We start from the raw sequence: 18035 nt of genomic DNA, 5'->3' as shown, positions 1-18035 counted from the left end.
ATTGAAAAAGATCGCAATATGGAATTCTTGGAGAGTATGTTTACCTCTTGTCCTGAAATAGATTTACAAAAGCAAAAAAATCATGATAGAAATAACGTCCCTGCATTCATTTTAAAATCGCAAGCGGCAGTCTCTTTTTCATGAAACTGCCGCTTACGAATGAGATCTGAAACAAATACAACTCCTATTATCCGAAATCGTCGAACATCAACATCTCGGGAGGAACTCCAAGATCGTCGAGCATACGCTTGACCGCATTTGCCATCGGACCGGGTCCGCACATGTAGTATTCGATATCTTCCGGAGCCTCATGATTTTTGAGGTATGTCTCGTAAATCACCTGATGAACAAATCCCGGTGTATATTTTATGCCGGCGGCATCAGCTGCCGGATCAGGACGGTCGAGCGCCAAATGAAACGTAAAGTTAGGGAACTCTCTTTCAAGCTCGTAAAAATCTTCGAGGTAAAACGCTTCGATGAGCGCGCGGGCGCCATAGAAAAAAGACATCTTACGATCGGTAGTTTTGAGAGTTTTAGTCATATACATGATTTGCGCACGCAAAGGAGCCATACCGGCACCACCACCAACCCACATCATTTCGCGTTTGCTGTCGAAGATGGGATGAAACTCGCCAAACGGTCCCGACATAATCACCTTATCACCCGGCTTAAGGTTGAAAATATAAGAAGAAGCAATACCCGGCTTCACATCCATCCAAGTATTTTTGGCGCGATCAAAAGGAGGGGTAGCTATACGCACGTTCAACTTGATAATATCGTTTCCTTCGGCAGGATAATTGGCCATGGAATATGCACGAATCGTTTCCTCATCGTTTTTGACTTGCAGATCCCACATTTTCATCCTGTCCCATTCGGGTTTGTATTCCTCGTCGATAATGAAATCGGAATATTTAATAGTATCATAAGCCGGAACTCTGATTTGGCTATATGAGCCGGGAATGAATTCCAACTTTTCGCCTTCAGGCAATCTTACGACGAATTCCTTGATAAAGGAAGCCACATTGTGATTAGAAATCACTTCGCATTCCCATTCCTTAATTCCGAATACTTCTTCAGGCACCCGGATAGACATATTTTCCTTCACCTTCACCTGACAACTCAGTCGCCAGTGATCCATCTGTTGTTTACGATTGAAATGGCCTTTTTCGGTTGGCAATATTTCTCCGCCTCCTTCAAATATCTGACAGCGACATTGTCCACATGTACCACTTCCACCGCATGCCGACGAAAGAAAAATATTTTGTGATTGCAACGTGTTGAGTAATGTCCCTCCCATTGGGACTTCAAGTTTCTTCTCTTCGTTTACGGTAATGACAACATTGCCCGAAGGCATCAGTTTTGCTTTTGCAGCCAATATAACGACTACCAAAATCAAAATAATAACCAAAAATACGACAACACTCGTAATAATTGTCAACCCGCCGGCATTTAGTAGCAAACTCATATTTGATTGATTAATTTATTCAGAAAAAATTTATCTTGTCTTATCTTAATAAACGATTAACTATATGTTGATTCCCGCAAAACTCATGAATCCTAAAGCCATCAATCCGGTAAGAATAAATGTGATGCCTAACCCTTTCAAAGGTTTGGGAACATTCGAATATTCCAGCTTTTCACGAACGGCTGCCATGCCCACTATCGCAAGTAACCATCCGATCCCCGAACCAAAACCATAAGCAGTAGCAATGCCCACGTCAGCAAATTCGCGCTGCTGCATAAACAACGATCCACCTAATATTGAACAGTTAACAGCAATCAAAGGAAGAAAAATTCCGAGAGAAGAATAGAGCGATGGGCTGAATCGTTCGATCACCATTTCCACCAACTGAGTGAAAGATGCAATTACGGCAATGAATATAAGAAGGCTGAACACACTTAGATCAACTTCGGCAAACTGTTCGCCCAACCACTCCAGAGCACCTGCTTTGAGCACATAATTCTCGAGCATATAGTTAATAGGCACGGTCAGCGACAAAACGAACGTTACTGCGATACCCAATCCGAGTGCTGTTTTAACGTTTTTCGATACTGCCAGGAAAGAGCACATACCCAAAAAGTAGGCAAAAATCATATTATCGACAAATATCGACCTAACAATCAAACTAATAGCTTCCATTATTTATTGAGTTATATTTAATGTTTCTGCTTAATGTAATAACCGGAAAAACCACAAGAATTATTTCAAAACCAACAGCATTGCTACGCTGTTTCCTGTAGCTCCTTGTTTTGGGATCTGTGTATCCAAATGATGACACCGATGAGCAAGAGTGCCATTGGCGCAAGCATCATCAATCCGTTGTTTTGATATCCGGCCTCGTAAAACGATTTAGGAATGATCGGATAACCCAAAAGGGTGCCTGACCCCAACAATTCACGTACGAACCCAATAACGACCAAAATCCATCCGTAGCCGAGTCCGTTACCGATACCGTCCAGAAAGGAAGGCCAGGGGCCATTGCCAAGGGCAAATGCTTCCAAACGACCCATCAGAATACAGTTGGTAACTATCAATCCTACAAAAACCGAAAGTTGTTTGTTGACATCGTAAGCAAAGGCTTTTAAAACTTCACTAACCAAAGTTACGAGTGTAGCCACAACCACAAGTTGAACAATGATTCTTATTCGGTTGGGAATAGTATTTCGCAACATCGAAATAATCACATTACTGAAAGCCGTTACAATGGTTACAGCAATCGCCATTACGAGAGCCGGTTCGAGTTTGGATGTTACAGCCAGAGCTGAACAAATACCCAAAACCTGGACAATAATAGGGTTATTTTTATTGAGCGGGCCTAATAACACCGCTTTGGTCTTGTTTGATAATGCCATAGTATATTATTTTTTTGGCCGCTATTTTTTAGCGGCATTCAAATTCATTAAAAAGTTTTTATACTGTCCGACACTTTCGAGCAACATCGCATTTACACCTTTGCTGGTAATGGTGCCACCCGAAATTCCATCAACGTAATCTCGGTCGCTTACTGATTGACCGGGTTTTACCACTGCTATAGAGGTAAAAGTGTTGTCTCTAAACAAATGCTTGCCATCAAATTGACCTCCAAATTGGGGCGTTGCTATTTCGGCTCCCAAACCCGGAGTTTCACCCTGATGGCTGAAATCTGCACCATAAACAGTACTTCCATCCGACTCTATAGCAATATATCCCCATATCGGTCCCCATAAACCTTTCCCGGACATCGGCAAAATATAAATCGTCCTGCCCTCGATTTCTGCTTCGAAAACGGGCAACCCTTTGCTGGCATCTACCGCTATATCTGTTGCAAACGCCGGATCTGAAGTTTTTGTACCCTCCGATCCTTCCACTTTTTCTCCTTGAGGGGTAACCAAATAAGAATTTTTAATCAACTCGTTATATTTAGATTCAGCTTCGTTGGTAGATGCATTGATGTGCAGCGAGCGAAGAATTTGCTGCATTTTATCGATGTTTACATTCTTAGTCTGCTGCTCGCTCAACGATTGATGGGTAAATGCCAATGCAACGGCTACAATAATGACCATGATCGAGGCATATAGAATGGTATAAACATTATTTTCTCTATTCATAACATTGTTCCTTTCCTAATTTATTTTTCTCTATTTTTCACTTCAACGCGTTTCAGCCTTTTTTTGATATTGGCATCCACCACGTAAAAGTCGATGAGCGGAGCAAAAGCGTTCATAAACAAGATAGAGAGCATCATTCCTTCCGGATAACCCGGATTGAAAATGCGAATGGTAACTGCGATCAATCCAATGAGAAATCCGTATATCCATTTACCGGTTTCTGTTCGTGCAGAGGTTACAGGATCGGTAGCCATAAAGACTGCGCCAAAAGCAAATCCTCCGAGTAAAAAGTGGTAGTTGGCAGGCATCTCCATTGCCGCATTAGCAGCAAATAAATTCACGAGAGTGACTGTGAACAATCCTCCCAAAAATACGGAGAACATGGTTTTCCAACTTCCGACATTGGTAGCAATCAGAAGAATGGCGCCCAACAATATGGCAAGAGTGGATACCTCACCTACAGAACCGGGTATAAAACCAAAAAACATATCACTGGTCGTTAATGGTTGTCCGGTAATTCCTCTGAAAGAGAAATCGGCAAAACTATGCGCATCTGTCGTAGCCAACTGGCCGAGAGGTGTAGCTCCCGAAAATCCATCAACTACAGTTCCCTTGCCCATCCCAAATGTACTGCCGGTGCGAACCCAAACCTGATCGCCCGACATCTTCGACGGATAGGAGAAGAACAAAAACGCGCGAGCAATGAGAGCTACATTGAATATGTTATACCCCGTGCCTCCAAACACTTCTTTAGCGAATACTACTGCAAACGCAGTGGCAACGGCAATCATCCATAATGGAGTATCAACGGGCAAGATCATAGGGATAAGTATTCCCGTGACCAAAAAACCTTCCGATACCTCTTCATGCTTCATTTGCGCCATTGCAAACTCAATTCCCAATCCCACAACGTAAGAAACTACGATTTGGGGTAATACGGATAGTAATCCGTAAAAGAATTTTGTCCAGAAACCGACATCTTGACCAATGGCAAGATAGTGCTGAAATCCAACATTATACATACCAAACAGCAATGCGGGCATAAGCGCGATGATAACAATAACCATCGTTCGCTTCGAGTCTCTTGCATCGTGAATATGCACTCCCGATTTCGAAGTAGTATCAGGCACATACAGGAAAGTTTCGAAAGCATCAAAGGTAGAATGCAACCAATAAAACTTTCCGCCTTCTTCGAAATTGGGCTTTATCTTATCGATATAATTTCTTAAAGACATGAATAAAGATATTTATTTGTTTTATTTTTCTTACTCTAATTAAGACCATGAAAACAATGCGAATCGAAAACCGCTAGCACAAAAAAATCGGCCAAAAGTTTCTATTCATACGAAAATCATTTCTATTCCATCTCTTTGCGAAGCAAATCCAAGCCGGTTCGAATAATTTTCTGTATTTCAAGCTTCGAAGTATCCACAAATTCACACAATGCGAAATCTTCGGGAGCTACCTCATAAATTCCGAGTTGCTCCATCTTATCGATGTTGAAAGCGATTGTGGCTTTGATCAACTGTTCCGGATAAATATCCATGGGAAAAACCTGATCGTATTCGTTGGATACAATGATAGCTCTTGATCCACCCAAAATCCGGGCATCCAATCGATATTCCTTTCGAAGTTTCGGATAGGTGCATCCTGCACTATAGCGATTGGGCGACAGCGAAGCCCATCCAAACATCTCGTGGACACCTACGCCCTCCGGTATTACTGTGATTTGCGAATCGTACGCATGAAGAAAACCATCTTCATCAATCTTGATGCCGGTGAGAGGATTTCCACTGATGTATCTCAAAGGTATTCCTTCGGTTACATTGTTTTTGAAGATAGATTTCAATCCGGTACCGATTGTCATTTTGTAATACCCTGTCTTCTTAACCTCAGAGCCCGTCAATGCGACGGTACGAGTTAGATCGACAATACCCTTATTAAATAAACGGCCGATGATGGCTACATCCAACGCCGAAAGCGTCCACACCGTTTCTCCTTTGTTGACAGGTTTAATGCGATTGATCTGCACGCCGACATTTCCTGCAGGATGAGGACCCTCAAATTCGGTAAGTATCACGTTTCTTGCTTCGCGCAATCCTTTGTTAGTGGTCTTCGTACTTATGGAAAGATAAACTTTGCCTTCGGTAAGTTTGGAAAGAGCATCAAAGCCTGTTTGAAGATCATCCTCCTGTCCCTGAAGGATAAAATCGTAGGAAGGAGCCAAAGGAGCCGTATCAAACCCTGTTACGAAAATATCGCGAGGCGACTTGTCGGGGTTGGCTACAATATCGTAGGGTCGTTGCTTGATCAGGAACCAAATACCGGCTTCCAGAACCGCACTTTTGATTTCACTTGTTGAAAGCGCCGAAATTTGTTTTTTCCCGAAATCTGCGTATTGAATATCCTTATCGGCTTGAATGTCAACGTGGAGGATTTTACGTTTTTCGCCTCTTACGATGTCGGTCACGACACCACTCACAGGTGAAGCGAAAAACATGTCGGGGTGCTGTTTGTCGTAAAACAGTGCATTTCCGGCCTTAATCCGATCATTCACCTTCACTGCTAATTTTGGAATGATCCCGTGAAAATCATCAGGACAGACTTTTACAAATTCGCTGGCTATTGAGCCACGAAAAACTTCTTCAGCTCTTCCGGCCAGAGGAATTTGTAAGCCTTTTTTAATAGTGATGCGATTAGCCATATCTATTTTTAATAAAGTAGCTTATATGTTTTTTTGATCAACCTGTTTCAATCAGCTTTTTCGAAATATATGTATATTGCTGTGAAATTAAAGCACGTTTTTTTGTGCCGCAAAGATACATTTTTTTGGAATGATCTTGTAATAAATCTTCAGAAAATTATGGAAAAAAATCCGTAATTAAGTTTTAATCCATTCTCGCCGGAAAATCACGCAAGTATTTTTGGGAAAAACTATACGATTAAAACCCTCATAATGTAGGATATAAATAAAAAAAATGCTCGATAAAGCGAGCAAACTTCCAAGCCGGTAAAAAAAATAGAACGATTACAAATAACACTCGCTTTCGAAAAACCTATACACAAAACGAATAAACTAACTGGCGCACATCGACTGTAAGCCGATATGCGCCGGTAATTAAAAATTTCGCTCCATCAAAGCAAACTCCACGATACGGTAAGTCCCGCCATCACAATGGATACCATGCTCATAAGTTTGATGAGTATATTGAGTGAAGGGCCGGATGTATCCTTAAACGGATCGCCCACAGTATCTCCCACAACGGCAGCTTTGTGAGCATCGGAACCCTTACCTCCCAGATTGCCTTCTTCTATATATTTCTTGGCATTATCCCAAGCTCCGCCGGAATTGGCCATGAAAACGGCCAACACGAATCCTGACCCTAATCCACCTGCAAGCAATCCCATAACACCCGAAACTCCCAGTAAAATCCCGGTGAGAATAGGTGTCAAAATGGCTAAAATGGAGGGAAGAAGCATTTCCTTCTGCGCTCCTTTTGTGGAGATAGCCACGCAACGTGCATAATCAGGAGTTCCTTCGCCGGTGAGAATACCTTTGATTTCGCGAAACTGACGACGAACCTCTTCCACCATTTTCTGAGCAGCACGTCCAACTGCATTCATCGTTAAGCCGCAAAAAAGAAAGGCCATCATCGATCCAACGAAAATTCCGCTTATAACCTTAGGATTCATCAGTGTAACCTGATAATAATTCATGAAATCGAGAAAACTCGCTTTCGCAACTTCTATTGTATCCCCATTGGCAAATTGCATGACATTGTTACCAAGACGTAACATTCCCATGCGAATTTCTTCCATATACGAGGCTAATAAAGCCAGCGCTGTGAGAGCTGCAGAACCAATGGCAAATCCTTTTCCTGTTGCAGCCGTTGTGTTTCCAAGCGCATCAAGCGCATCCGTACGGCGACGTACTTCGGGATCGAGGCCGCTCATTTCGGCATTTCCTCCGGCATTATCGGCAATGGGCCCATAGGCATCAGTAGCCAGAGTAATTCCAAGAGTGGACAACATGCCGACAGCCGCAATGGCAATGCCATACAAGCCCATACTGAGATTATTGCCCGTAAGCATATTCTCGACATCAAATCCGATCGGACTGAGATACGAAACCAAGATAGCAATAACGATAGTTATCACGGGGATTACCGTCGAAATCATTCCGGATCCCATACCGGCTATGATGACTGTGGCAGGACCCGTCTGCGCACTTTTTGCAATATTTTGAGTCGGGCGATAGGCATGCGAAGTAAAATATTCAGTACCCTGCCCGATAATAATACCTGCAAGCAGCCCTGCAATCACCGAAAACGAAAGACCAAGCCAGTTTTCGAATCCGAGCAAATACAGGATGAGCATTGCGCACGCCGCAATGAGAACAGCACTCGTATTGACTCCTCGATTAAGGGCAGACATGAGCGTTTTGATCGTTGCGTCTTCTTTTGTTCTGACCAGAAAAATTCCAAGGATAGAAAGAAAGACACCTATCGAAGCAATAATCATGGGCGCAAACACCGCATTCGATTGCATTTGAGGATTGGAAATAAAAGCCGATGCACCAAGTGCGGCAGTGGAGAGAATCGAACCACAGTAAGATTCATAAAGATCGGCGCCCATTCCGGCGACATCGCCTACATTATCTCCCACATTATCGGCAATGGTAGCCGGATTGCGCGGATCATCTTCAGGTATCCCTGCTTCAACTTTTCCCACCAAATCAGCCCCGACGTCGGCCGCTTTGGTGTATATTCCCCCGCCAACACGTGCAAATAGCGCCTGCGTGGAAGCTCCCATTCCAAAAGTAAGCATGGTGGTTGTTATCATGATGAGCTTATGTCCCGGCTCGGCATCCGCTACAAAATGGTCGAGTATGAGATACCAAATGGAGATATCGAGCAATGCCAACCCGACAACCACAAGCCCCATCACTGCTCCCGAACGAAAAGCAACCTGCAAACCTTTATTCAGGGACGTTCTTGCTGCGTTAGCCGTACGAGCCGATGCATACGTGGCCGTTTTCATACCAAAAAAACCGGCCAGTCCCGAGAAAAAACCTCCCGTGAGAAATGCAAATGGCACCCAGTTGTTTTGTAGTCCGAAATACGCCATAACCCCAAAAATAATAGAGAGTATGACAAAAACGATGGCTACAACCTTATACTGCTGTTTGAGGTAAGACATGGCTCCTTCGCGCACAAATTGAGCAATGGTCTTCATTCTTTCGGTGCCTTCCCCTTCGCGCATCATCTTTTTAAAAAAATACATAGCAAAGCCAAGCGCAAAAAGTGAAGCAAAAGGAACTAAATAGAAATAATTCATAGCATATTGACTAATAGATGTTTAAGTAAACTTACCGACATATCGCGATTATTGTTGGGTAATCGGTATATTTTTAAATGCAAAATTGCTTAAAATAATTAACAAAAGAAATTATTTAACAAAAAAAAACAGGACAATGCCCGTTATTAGAGGCCGCTCATTAAAACTGCGTTTAGTAATAAGGAACGGTTCTATGTGAAATATGATGGGAATCAAACTGAGTTTGCTTCATGAATTTCCGATGGCGCACTCATTTCCAAATTTCCCCACCTTCATTTCCTCCTCATTATTATACCTTAAACTGTACCTCCTCCCTATTTATCTTAAGAGCAGAATTGTTTTGAAATTACTCTCTTCATTTCTCAACTTCTTCATTTCTTTCGTTCTTCTAAATTCTCAATTGTTCGAATCACACTATCGCCGTATTTGCGCCGTACTTGCGCCGTACATCGCTCTTGTTTCACTTACGCAACTCTCATAAGCGTGTTTTCCCATATAGAATCCAACAAACGACTGGTTTCAGTTTCAGCACAACTCATCACCAAAGTCAGCGGGTTTCAAAAACCGTAAATCGACATTTGTCTTTTATATTGTCCGATATTGAGATATTGATACATATTTTGTCCGTGATCACATATTATTCGGTACACAACAAAGTTGTTTTCCAATCAACATTGACACGTTACGTTACTCAAATCAGCAGAAAGGGTGTCTCACTGGATGATATAGTCAATAACTTCCTGGTCTTCGAGAATAGTCCTCAACTCTTGTTGCAGCGAAAAAGTACTTCTATTCATACCCTCTCGTTTTACCCGCTGCCAAATCTCTTCTATCCACCGATTTTGCTGCTGATTGAATTCGTCAATGGCTTGAAACCACCTCAGATACATAAAATTATCATTCGATAATTTCAAATAAAGTGGATTGTCCATCCCGATTTGGCTTTTGTTAAAAGAATGATCAATCTTCTCGATATAGATAGAATCTCCTTCGACGACATACGTTCCATCTACGGTAATGGTTGATCCTCTGTCAGTAGTCATAAAATTCACAAATTTGCCGTTGGGCAAAATCAGTTTAAACATTCCGTGAGGCATGCGTTTGTAGCCTTTTTCATCACTGCGATGCTCGGCTTTCACTTCCCACAGGCCAACCAAACGAGCAACAGTAAGGTTGGCTTGCGTTGACTTCTGCGATGCGCAACTCTGAACAAGAAGCACAATACTACAGATGGCAAAACCGTAGATAATTTTCGTTTTCATGACTTTTTTCAGTTTAGTTATCGACCCCTGTCGATGATACAAAAATAAGGAATTTTCTGAAAATTAAAAACTTTCAGGGAAATTTTTTGCCTTTCGACTCTTTCAGATTTCCGGAATTTTATCGATATCCATTTCTTCAATCAGGTGCTTGGCGCCCGCATAATGCTCAATGACAAATAACACATAACGAATGTCCACGATGATGCTCCTCTGAAAATCGGGAAGGTATTGTATATCGCCTCCAACGCCCTCCCAGTTTCTATCGAAATTGATACCGACAAGCTCGCCGTTGCCATTCATTACGGGACTTCCCGAATTTCCGCCCGTAGTATGTGTATCGGCAATGAAGGCAACTGGCATTTTGCCGTTAGGCATTGCATAAATACCGAAATCTGAATTTTGGTATAAATATTTCAATTTTTCGGGCACCACAAATTCCCAATTGGTCGAATCTTCTTTTTCCATAATACCATCCATCGTAGTCTGATAACCATAAAATACCGCATCGCGTGGCCTGTACCCTTTCACTTTACCGTAAGTTAGTCGAAGTGTGAGATTGGCATCGGGAAAATGATTTAGCTCGCCATCCATTTCCAAAATTCCTTCTACGTATTTCTTGCGAGCCTCATCGTAGGGTCGTTTCAGCGCGTTAAGTTGCATTTGCAACCTATCATATTCCGAATTGACAGACTGAGCAAAACGGAACATGAGATCAGATTTTAACAGTTTGTCCTTTCGCTTGCTTGCCAAAAAGCGCTGCAAGTTTTGTTCGCTTCCGAAGATGGATGTAGAGAAAATTGCTTGAACCAATGCACCAACATCTCCATCGAAACGCGAATAGAGTTCATCGAAAATCGAAGGCTGTTCGTTGCGCGGTACAAGGCGTACATATTCCGAGAGAAGAGCTGTTGAAACTTTTTGATCAACCTGCGGATTATAGTCTTTGTTGGCAAAAAGTCGATAATCAGATTGCAAAGCATCGGTATATTTTTCGATGGCAGCTTTGTCTTTCGTCGAAAGCGCTTGAAGGAGAGAGTCGGCATGAGTGTAACGCACTTTTGAAAATTCTATTCCCATAAGAATGGCTTCCGAGAGCATTCGTTCGCGAAAACGAAGATTGGCTCTTTGATCAACTGCACTGCGAATCGCGTCGATGGCGCTCACATATTCGCCGCGGTTATTATTTCGTGCCCATTGCTGCAATTGAAGTTGTTTCCGCAGCTTGACATCGACAAAATTGTGCTTGTCGATAGCCCAATTGGCACCGATCGCACTTTTGTACCCGTTAGTGGATCCGGCATATTTTGAAGAATACTGTATTTTGACGGCCGGATCTTTCAACATTTCTTCGAGCATCGCTTTTTGTCGTATGTTTCGTATATTGATGCGCACGGCATTATCGATATCGCGACGCTCTTGTACCTCCCACGACGTAAAATACTGATAAGTTGTTCCGGGAAAGCCGATAATCATGGCAAAATCGTTTTCTTGAATACCCCGAGAGGAAATAGTGAGCCAACGTTTAGGCTTGAGAGGAACATTGGATGGAGAATAAGGGGCGGGATTCCCGTCTTTGTCGGCGTAGATGCGGAAAACCGAAAAATCGCCGGTGTGTCGAGGCCACATCCAATTGTCGGTATCGGCTCCAAACTTTCCTATAGAACTGGGCGGGGCTCCAACCAATCGAACATCGGGGTATATTTTCTTTGTGAACATATAATACCGATTCCCGTTGTAAAAAGGCTTTATTTCGAAATCGATGCCCTGTAGGTTTTTTAGTACAACTTCACCCACTCGTTCGCGAGCAACGCCTTTCAGATACGACGGGGAAAGATAGAAAACTCCCAATGAATCCTTTGCGGAATCACGCTCAAGGCATTGCTTCACAAAATCGGTAACATCGTCGATACGTTCGATGAAGGTTACTGTAAGTCCGGGATTGGGTAATTCCTGTTCTCTGGACATCGCCCAAAAGCCTTCTTCGAGATAATTGTTCTTCAACGAACTGTGATTTTGAATCGATCCATATCCGCAATGATGATTGGTGAGTACCAATCCCTGCGACGAAATCACTTCCCCGGTACAACCGTTTCCAAACTGCACTACGGCATCTTTTATGGACGAACCGTCAGGATTATAAATATCATAATCCGTCAATTTCAATCCAAGCGCCCTCATTTCGGGATATTTTTGCTGTTTGAGTAATTGAAGCATCCACATCCCCTCGTCGGCCGACAGATGAAATGCAATAGAAGCAACAAGAGCCGTCAGAAAAATTTTCTTTTTTATCATATAATTCATAGGATTTAAACAAAATCTTGTGGGGGATAAAGATACTTAAAAACCGGAAATATCGCGTCAAAAACATCCCAAAATAGAAGAATTGCGATTGCATTTGTTAGATATTTTTGTTTATCTGTCTATCGTTTAAGAATTATCATGTAAATTTGTAAAAATATCTAACATATACTCACCTCAACCGGATGAATACAAGTCGCCTTAAACCATTTTTTATATTGCTTATTTTTTTGTCTGTGTTTTCATGCACTCGAAAATCGGAAAAAACTCAAAGCACTCCTGCGGATTCGCGGCCAACCACGATAAGGAAATATGCCGCAAAAAAAGGACAGAAAAAGATTTTATACGTGGATTCCGTTATCTATCAAAAGAAACTCCGGCAAATTGCCAATGGCGATACAACCGGACGATGGCCGGTGGCAAATCAGCCGTTACCCCTCGACGGAGCCATTCTGCCATTCAAACGTATCGTCGCTTATTATGGAAACCTTTATTCGAAAAACATGGGAATATTGGGAGAGTTGCCGCCGAAAGATTTATGGACGAAACTGAAAGAAGAAATCGAAAAATGGGAAAAAGCCGACACCGCTACGCCCGTTCAGCCGGCAATTCACTATATCGCAGTGGTTGCACAAGGAGAACCAATGAAAGACAAAACCTACCGGATGCGTATGCCTGCGGCACAGATCGATTCGGCTTTGACTATAGCAAAAATGGGAAATGCTATCGTATTTCTCGATGTTCAAGTAGGTCTGAGCAGTGTGGAAAAAGAAGTTCCGCTATTGGAAAATTATCTGAAAAAACCGAATGTTCATCTTGCTGTCGATCCGGAATTTTCGATGAAAAACGGAGGTCTTCCCGGAGAAAAAATCGGGACGTTGGACGCGAAAGATATCAACTTCTGTTCCGACTACTTGGCCAATCTCGTTCGCGAAAACCATTTATCTCCCAAAATACTCGTCATTCACCGATTTACACAGGGAATGATCACCAACTATCGGCAAATCCGGCTTCATCCCGAAGTGCAAATCGTAATCAATATGGATGGATGGGGTGCACCGCAACTCAAATTCGATACATACAAACGTTATATCCAAAGCGAGCCTGTCCAGTTCACCGGATTCAAACTTTTCTACAAAAACGACCTGAAACGTCCTCAGCACAGGATGCTTACTCCCGAAGAACTCTTGCAGCTGCAGCCTCAGCCGATTTACATTCAATATCAATAAACCGAAAAGATCATGGATCTGAAAAAGATTTTCAGCGAAATATACGATTCGCTCAACGATGTGGAAGATGCCGGCAAAGTTGCCGATTATATCCCCGAATTGGCCAATGTAAGCCCCGACCATTTCGGAGTGCATCTGGTCACAGTGGATGGACAACATTATGATTTTGGCGATTCCGACATTCGTTTTTCCATTCAAAGTATTGCCAAAGTATTTTCGTTTGTCATGGCCTACTCGCAAATTAAAAGCACGATTTGGGAACGAATGGATGTAGAGCCTGCCGGCACGCCTTTCAATTCATTGGTTCAACTCGAATACGACAAAGGCATTCCGCGCAATCCGTTCATCAACGCCGGAGCCATTGTGGTTTGCGACATTCTTGCCGGTGAACTGGCTTCGCCAAAAGATAATATTCGCTCGTTCGTGCGCGATTTGTGCGGCAATCGCACCATCGATTACAATCCGCTCGTCGCTCATTCGGAGAAGAAAACCGGCTTTCGCAATTATGCCCTGGTCAATCTGATGAAATCGTTCGGGAACATACATAACGACATCGATGCAGTGATGGACTTATATTTTCATCTGTGTTCGCTCGAAATGAGTTGCCGCGAACTAAGCGATAGTTTTCTTTTTCTGGCCAACAATGGCATTGTGCCCTATTCGGGCAAACAAATTCTTTCGCCGAGTCGCACCAAACGCACCAATGCATTGATGCAGACTTGCGGCTTTTATGACGAAGCCGGCCAATTTGCCTTCAAAGTGGGATTGCCGGGCAAAAGCGGTGTGGGAGGCGGCATCGTTGCCGTTTTACCCGGCAAATATGCCATTTCCGTCTGGAGTCCACGCCTCAACCCCAAAGGCAATTCATTTAAGGGAATGCTTTTTTTGGAGGAATTTACCACGCGAACTCATCTATCGATTTTTTAATCCGAAAAGGAAAGGATGCCATTGTTTTGAAAGAAACGTTTCTTCGCATAAGCAGGGGATTGTATCATTCTGCAAAAACCGGACGATTAGTCTTAAATTAAACAAAAAGCTGTTTTAACAATTGGCTTTTTATTCAAAATGGATTACTTTTGCCGGCATCACAACGAATAACTGTTTTTCATGAAGATCGATTTCAAAGAACGGACCCCACAACTCATAGCTCTGGTTGGAGTATTGGTCGTGGTCTTGACAATTGTCATAGGGTTTGCCGTAAGCAAAAACCGTCAAGTGAACGATTTGAAAGAACAGTACGCAATCGAAAAACAGGAACTCGAAGACGAGTACGAAGCAATTTCACTTCAGTATGAAGGGTTTAAATTCAGTGTGCAAAACGACTCTCTTCTTTACAAACTCCAGAACGAGCAGGCCAAAGTACAACGGCTGCAAGAAGAGTTACGCATGACAAAGGCTTCCGATCAGAAGGAAATTAAACGGTTGAAAGACGAATTGACCACTCTTCGAAAAGTATTGCGTTCATACATTGTTCAAATCGATTCGCTCAACCGACTAAACGAACAGTTGCGTGCCGAAAATAAGCAAATCACCCAACAATATCAGGAGACAAGCCGCACCTTGAATCAGGTTGCGAAGGAACGAGAACAATTGTCGGAAAAAGTATCGCTTGCCGCACAGTTAAATGCGGTAAACATAAGTGTGAAAGCGGTAAATGATCGGGGTAAAGAGCAGAAACGGCTTAGTCGGAGCACTCGGTTTGTTATTTCATTTACGATAGCTCGCAACATCACAGCCGAACCCGGCGAACGAACTATTTACGCACGAATACTTGCTCCGGATGGGAATGTTTTGACAAAGAGCTCGGCCAATACTTTTCGGTATGAAAATCGCGATATTCAATATTCCGTGAAACGAGTCATCGAATATGGTGGCGAGGAAACTCCTGTTACGATGTATTGGGATATTCAGGAATATTTAATGCCCGGCACCTACAAAACCGACCTTTTTGCCGACGGAAATCTCATCGGCTCTTTCAGTTTCAAAATGGATGAATAGGGGCGTTGCTTCCACCTAAATTCCCAAAAATGGATCATTTTTGCACCGCATATTTTATTATTGTTGTGGCAGCTTTTGTAACATTTTCAGAAGAGACTGATGCACAGCAAACCAATGAGGAATTTAAGTACAGATTGAAAGAATCAATCAAAAATTCGGGACTCAATTCGGCACCGAAACTTCAATACCAAAACCCTCAACAATCGCAAAACCAAAGTTCCGAGGTTTTAAAAGTTTCTCCCACCACCAAATTACCCACACGCTACGACAATGTCATTTCAAACTGGCCTGTCACTCCCGAAGAAATCGTAAAGACAGAAAAGGATATCGCCGAAAAAGCAAGAATTCCGGGATCGTCCCAACCCGACAGAGCAGCCATCGACTATTCCGACGGAAAAATTCATCCGGTCCCCAACGCACGAAGCATTTCTCAATTCACGCAACACACCCGCAACGATTACGATTTGGGCATCTATGCCGATGAAGATTCGCCCGAATGGATGCGCACGCTGAGAAATTTCATTACGCCGCGCTATCGCGATATCGATCTCGATCCGGTGAGAAACATCCAGCGTTACAAAGCCAGAAAGCACAAAGAACAAGTGGATAAAATAAAACGAGCCTACGGGGATGTGAATAACTGAATATAAGTGAGTTTGGAAGCCAATATATATTCTTTTGATTCGTTTTTAATTATTTAAATTGTTTTGTAAGTTTGTAGGGAAATTATTTTTATAAAATCATTTTTTAGCGCTCATTCATTTCTAAATTGCATTTCGCGATACCTGAGTACATAAAAGATAATGTCTCACTCAATAAATTTGTTGCATAAATGGCTAATACTTACTCACAAATCAATATCCATTGCGTTTTTGCCGTTAAAGGCAGAGAAAATATAATAACTGACAGTTTTCGTGACAACTTGCATAAATATATGTCGGGAATTTTAAAGAATGATAATGTGTTTCTTTTATCTATTGGAGGCTGGAGAGACCATGTTCATGTGTTTTTTGAATTACCCCCGAGTTTGAGGGTTTCTGATTTGATGCGAGATTTAAAGGCTGTTTCTTCCAAATGGATTAATGATAATCGTTTCGTCAAAGGAAAGTTTCAGTGGCAAGAAGGATACGGAGCATTTTCTTATTCACGTTCTCAACGGAATGAAGTAATTCAATACATTCTGAATCAGGAAAAGCATCATCAGTTGAAAACATTCAAAGAAGAATATTTGGATATGTTGATGAAATTTGAAATTGAATTTAAGGACGAATATGTATTTGATTTTTATGATTAAAGAATGGCCGCCCCGATGGGGCTATGTAAAATGATTGTATGAATTATGTTCTACCATAAGCATGCTCCTACGGAGCTTAATGAAATATTATTCCACGGATGTAATTTTACGAAGCATGGGAATGTAATTATCCCGGAGGTATGCGCTCTTACGGAGCTTACGAAATTGTGTTTTGTCCCGTAGGGACAACCTTTTGGTAGAAAAAGATAACAAACCAAAATCCAAATCCCGTAGGGATGACCCATTAATAAAAAAGGAAATGGAGTTGTAAGAAAATAAATCGTGACACGATTTATTTTACGCTACTTCCATCACCTAATTCCAATCTATCTCTAACCTTCCTACGCTATAGCTCCGACATAGCTCCGAGGCAACTCCCATGTTCCTCCATGTTACCTCTGATGCAACTCCGTAATAAGTATAAGGATATGAACACTCTCCGTTTTTTTCGATTGACCTAAACAATCTTTTTTCACCTCACATTTACTACATTTCTACTTCTTTGTGGCATCTTCCACCCTTTCCTTGACATCGGAAGCAGCATTTTCGACGCCTTCCTTCAAATTCTCCCATCCTTTTTCCAAGCTGTTCTCCGTTTTGCGATAAGCTTCATTGACATCAGCTTTGGCTTGTTCCCATGTATTTTCGGAGCTGTTTTTGAGTTCATCGATCTTAGCTTGATAATCGTCGCGCGATTTTTCGAGATCGGCAATAGCTTCTTCGTATGCAGCTTTGGCTTCTGCTGAAAGTTCCTCGCTTTTATCGTTTAAGGATGCTTTCATTTCGTCGATCTGCTTGTTCATCCGATCCAGCTCTTCTTCTGCAGCACGCACTACATCGTCCTTCTGTTCATAGGAATAAACCTTGAAATCGGTAATATTTCCTTCGGAATTTCTTTCGATGACGATTTCTTTCGTTTCTTTCGTCTCATCCTTCTTTTGTCCGGTGCATGACACAAACGATACGGTTCCTGCCGCGAGCAAACAGCAAAGGAACGTTCTCACATTTAAAATTTTGATTTTCATTTGG

General features: G+C 42.3%; 15 protein-coding genes. 5 read left to right on the top strand and 10 right to left on the bottom strand.

Translation table 11 applies throughout. The features are described 5' to 3' along the window. Nucleotides 1–187: 187 nt before the first annotated feature. The 9 genes from nqrF to EJN84_RS08525 all read right to left on the bottom strand — a co-directional run bounded on the left by nqrF (nucleotide 188) and on the right by EJN84_RS08525 (nucleotide 12479). Nucleotides 188–1465 (bottom strand): NADH:ubiquinone reductase (Na(+)-transporting) subunit F, encoded by a 1278-nt coding sequence (gene nqrF, locus EJN84_RS08565; RefSeq protein ID WP_129595035.1) that lies wholly within the window; start codon nucleotides 1463–1465, stop codon nucleotides 188–190. A gap of 60 nt (nucleotides 1466–1525) precedes the next feature. Further along, nucleotides 1526–2140, bottom strand: coding sequence for an NADH:ubiquinone reductase (Na(+)-transporting) subunit E (nqrE, locus tag EJN84_RS08560; RefSeq protein ID WP_129595034.1), 615 nt, complete (start codon nucleotides 2138–2140; stop codon nucleotides 1526–1528). Between the two features lie 83 nt (nucleotides 2141–2223). Further along, a complete protein-coding gene (nqrD, locus tag EJN84_RS08555) occupies nucleotides 2224–2853 on the bottom strand; it encodes an NADH:ubiquinone reductase (Na(+)-transporting) subunit D (RefSeq protein ID WP_129595033.1) in 630 nt (209 codons plus the stop codon). A 21-nt stretch (nucleotides 2854–2874) separates the two neighbouring features. Continuing rightward, the gene (nqrC, locus tag EJN84_RS08550; protein ID WP_129595032.1) at nucleotides 2875–3588 is read right to left on the bottom strand and encodes an NADH:ubiquinone reductase (Na(+)-transporting) subunit C; all 714 of its coding nucleotides are present in this window, start codon (nucleotides 3586–3588) and stop codon (nucleotides 2875–2877) included. 20 nt (nucleotides 3589–3608) lie between these two features. Continuing rightward, entirely contained in the window at nucleotides 3609–4823 is a 1215-nt protein-coding gene (locus EJN84_RS08545; protein ID WP_129595031.1) for an NADH:ubiquinone reductase (Na(+)-transporting) subunit B, read from the bottom strand. 122 nt (nucleotides 4824–4945) lie between these two features. Then, complete coding sequence (locus EJN84_RS08540; RefSeq protein WP_129595030.1) at nucleotides 4946–6292, bottom strand: Na(+)-translocating NADH-quinone reductase subunit A; 1347 nt, start codon at nucleotides 6290–6292, stop codon at nucleotides 4946–4948. A gap of 431 nt (nucleotides 6293–6723) precedes the next feature. Then, entirely contained in the window at nucleotides 6724–8925 is a 2202-nt protein-coding gene (locus EJN84_RS08535; RefSeq protein ID WP_129595029.1) for a sodium-translocating pyrophosphatase, read from the bottom strand. A gap of 713 nt (nucleotides 8926–9638) precedes the next feature. Beyond that, entirely contained in the window at nucleotides 9639–10187 is a 549-nt protein-coding gene (locus EJN84_RS08530; protein ID WP_129595028.1) for a DUF4488 domain-containing protein, read from the bottom strand. Between the two features lie 102 nt (nucleotides 10188–10289). Further along, nucleotides 10290–12479, bottom strand: coding sequence for a S46 family peptidase (locus tag EJN84_RS08525; protein WP_129595027.1), 2190 nt, complete (start codon nucleotides 12477–12479; stop codon nucleotides 10290–10292). Nucleotides 12480–12832: 353 nt separating this feature from the next. Between EJN84_RS08525 and EJN84_RS08520 the strand changes: the two genes are divergently transcribed. From EJN84_RS08520 to tnpA, 5 genes are all read left to right on the top strand, one after another. Continuing rightward, the gene (locus EJN84_RS08520) at nucleotides 12833–13714 is read left to right on the top strand and encodes a hypothetical protein (protein ID WP_238943982.1); all 882 of its coding nucleotides are present in this window, start codon (nucleotides 12833–12835) and stop codon (nucleotides 13712–13714) included. A gap of 12 nt (nucleotides 13715–13726) precedes the next feature. Further along, complete coding sequence (locus EJN84_RS08515; RefSeq protein ID WP_129595025.1) at nucleotides 13727–14641, top strand: glutaminase; 915 nt, start codon at nucleotides 13727–13729, stop codon at nucleotides 14639–14641. A 180-nt stretch (nucleotides 14642–14821) separates the two neighbouring features. After that, nucleotides 14822–15712: a hypothetical protein gene (locus EJN84_RS08510; protein WP_129595024.1), complete on the top strand. Its 891-nt coding sequence runs from the start codon at nucleotides 14822–14824 to the stop codon at nucleotides 15710–15712. 29 nt (nucleotides 15713–15741) lie between these two features. Then, the gene (locus EJN84_RS08505) at nucleotides 15742–16356 is read left to right on the top strand and encodes a hypothetical protein (RefSeq protein ID WP_129595023.1); all 615 of its coding nucleotides are present in this window, start codon (nucleotides 15742–15744) and stop codon (nucleotides 16354–16356) included. A gap of 188 nt (nucleotides 16357–16544) precedes the next feature. Continuing rightward, nucleotides 16545–17006 carry an IS200/IS605 family transposase gene (gene tnpA / locus EJN84_RS08500; RefSeq protein ID WP_101487871.1) on the top strand — a complete coding sequence of 154 codons (462 nt, stop codon included), beginning with the start codon at nucleotides 16545–16547 and terminating at the stop codon, nucleotides 17004–17006. A 494-nt stretch (nucleotides 17007–17500) separates the two neighbouring features. Here the strand turns inward: tnpA and EJN84_RS08495 are convergent, their stop codons facing one another. Next, entirely contained in the window at nucleotides 17501–18031 is a 531-nt protein-coding gene (locus EJN84_RS08495; protein ID WP_129595022.1) for a sll1863 family stress response protein, read from the bottom strand. Nucleotides 18032–18035 lie beyond the last annotated feature (4 nt).

Origin of the sequence: Seramator thermalis (genome assembly GCF_004138125.1) — a bacterium.
GTDB lineage: Bacteria > Bacteroidota > Bacteroidia > Bacteroidales > Dysgonomonadaceae > Seramator > Seramator thermalis.
The sequence above is the reverse complement of the archived record's forward strand: the minus strand, read 5'-3'. Positions and strand labels throughout refer to the sequence as shown.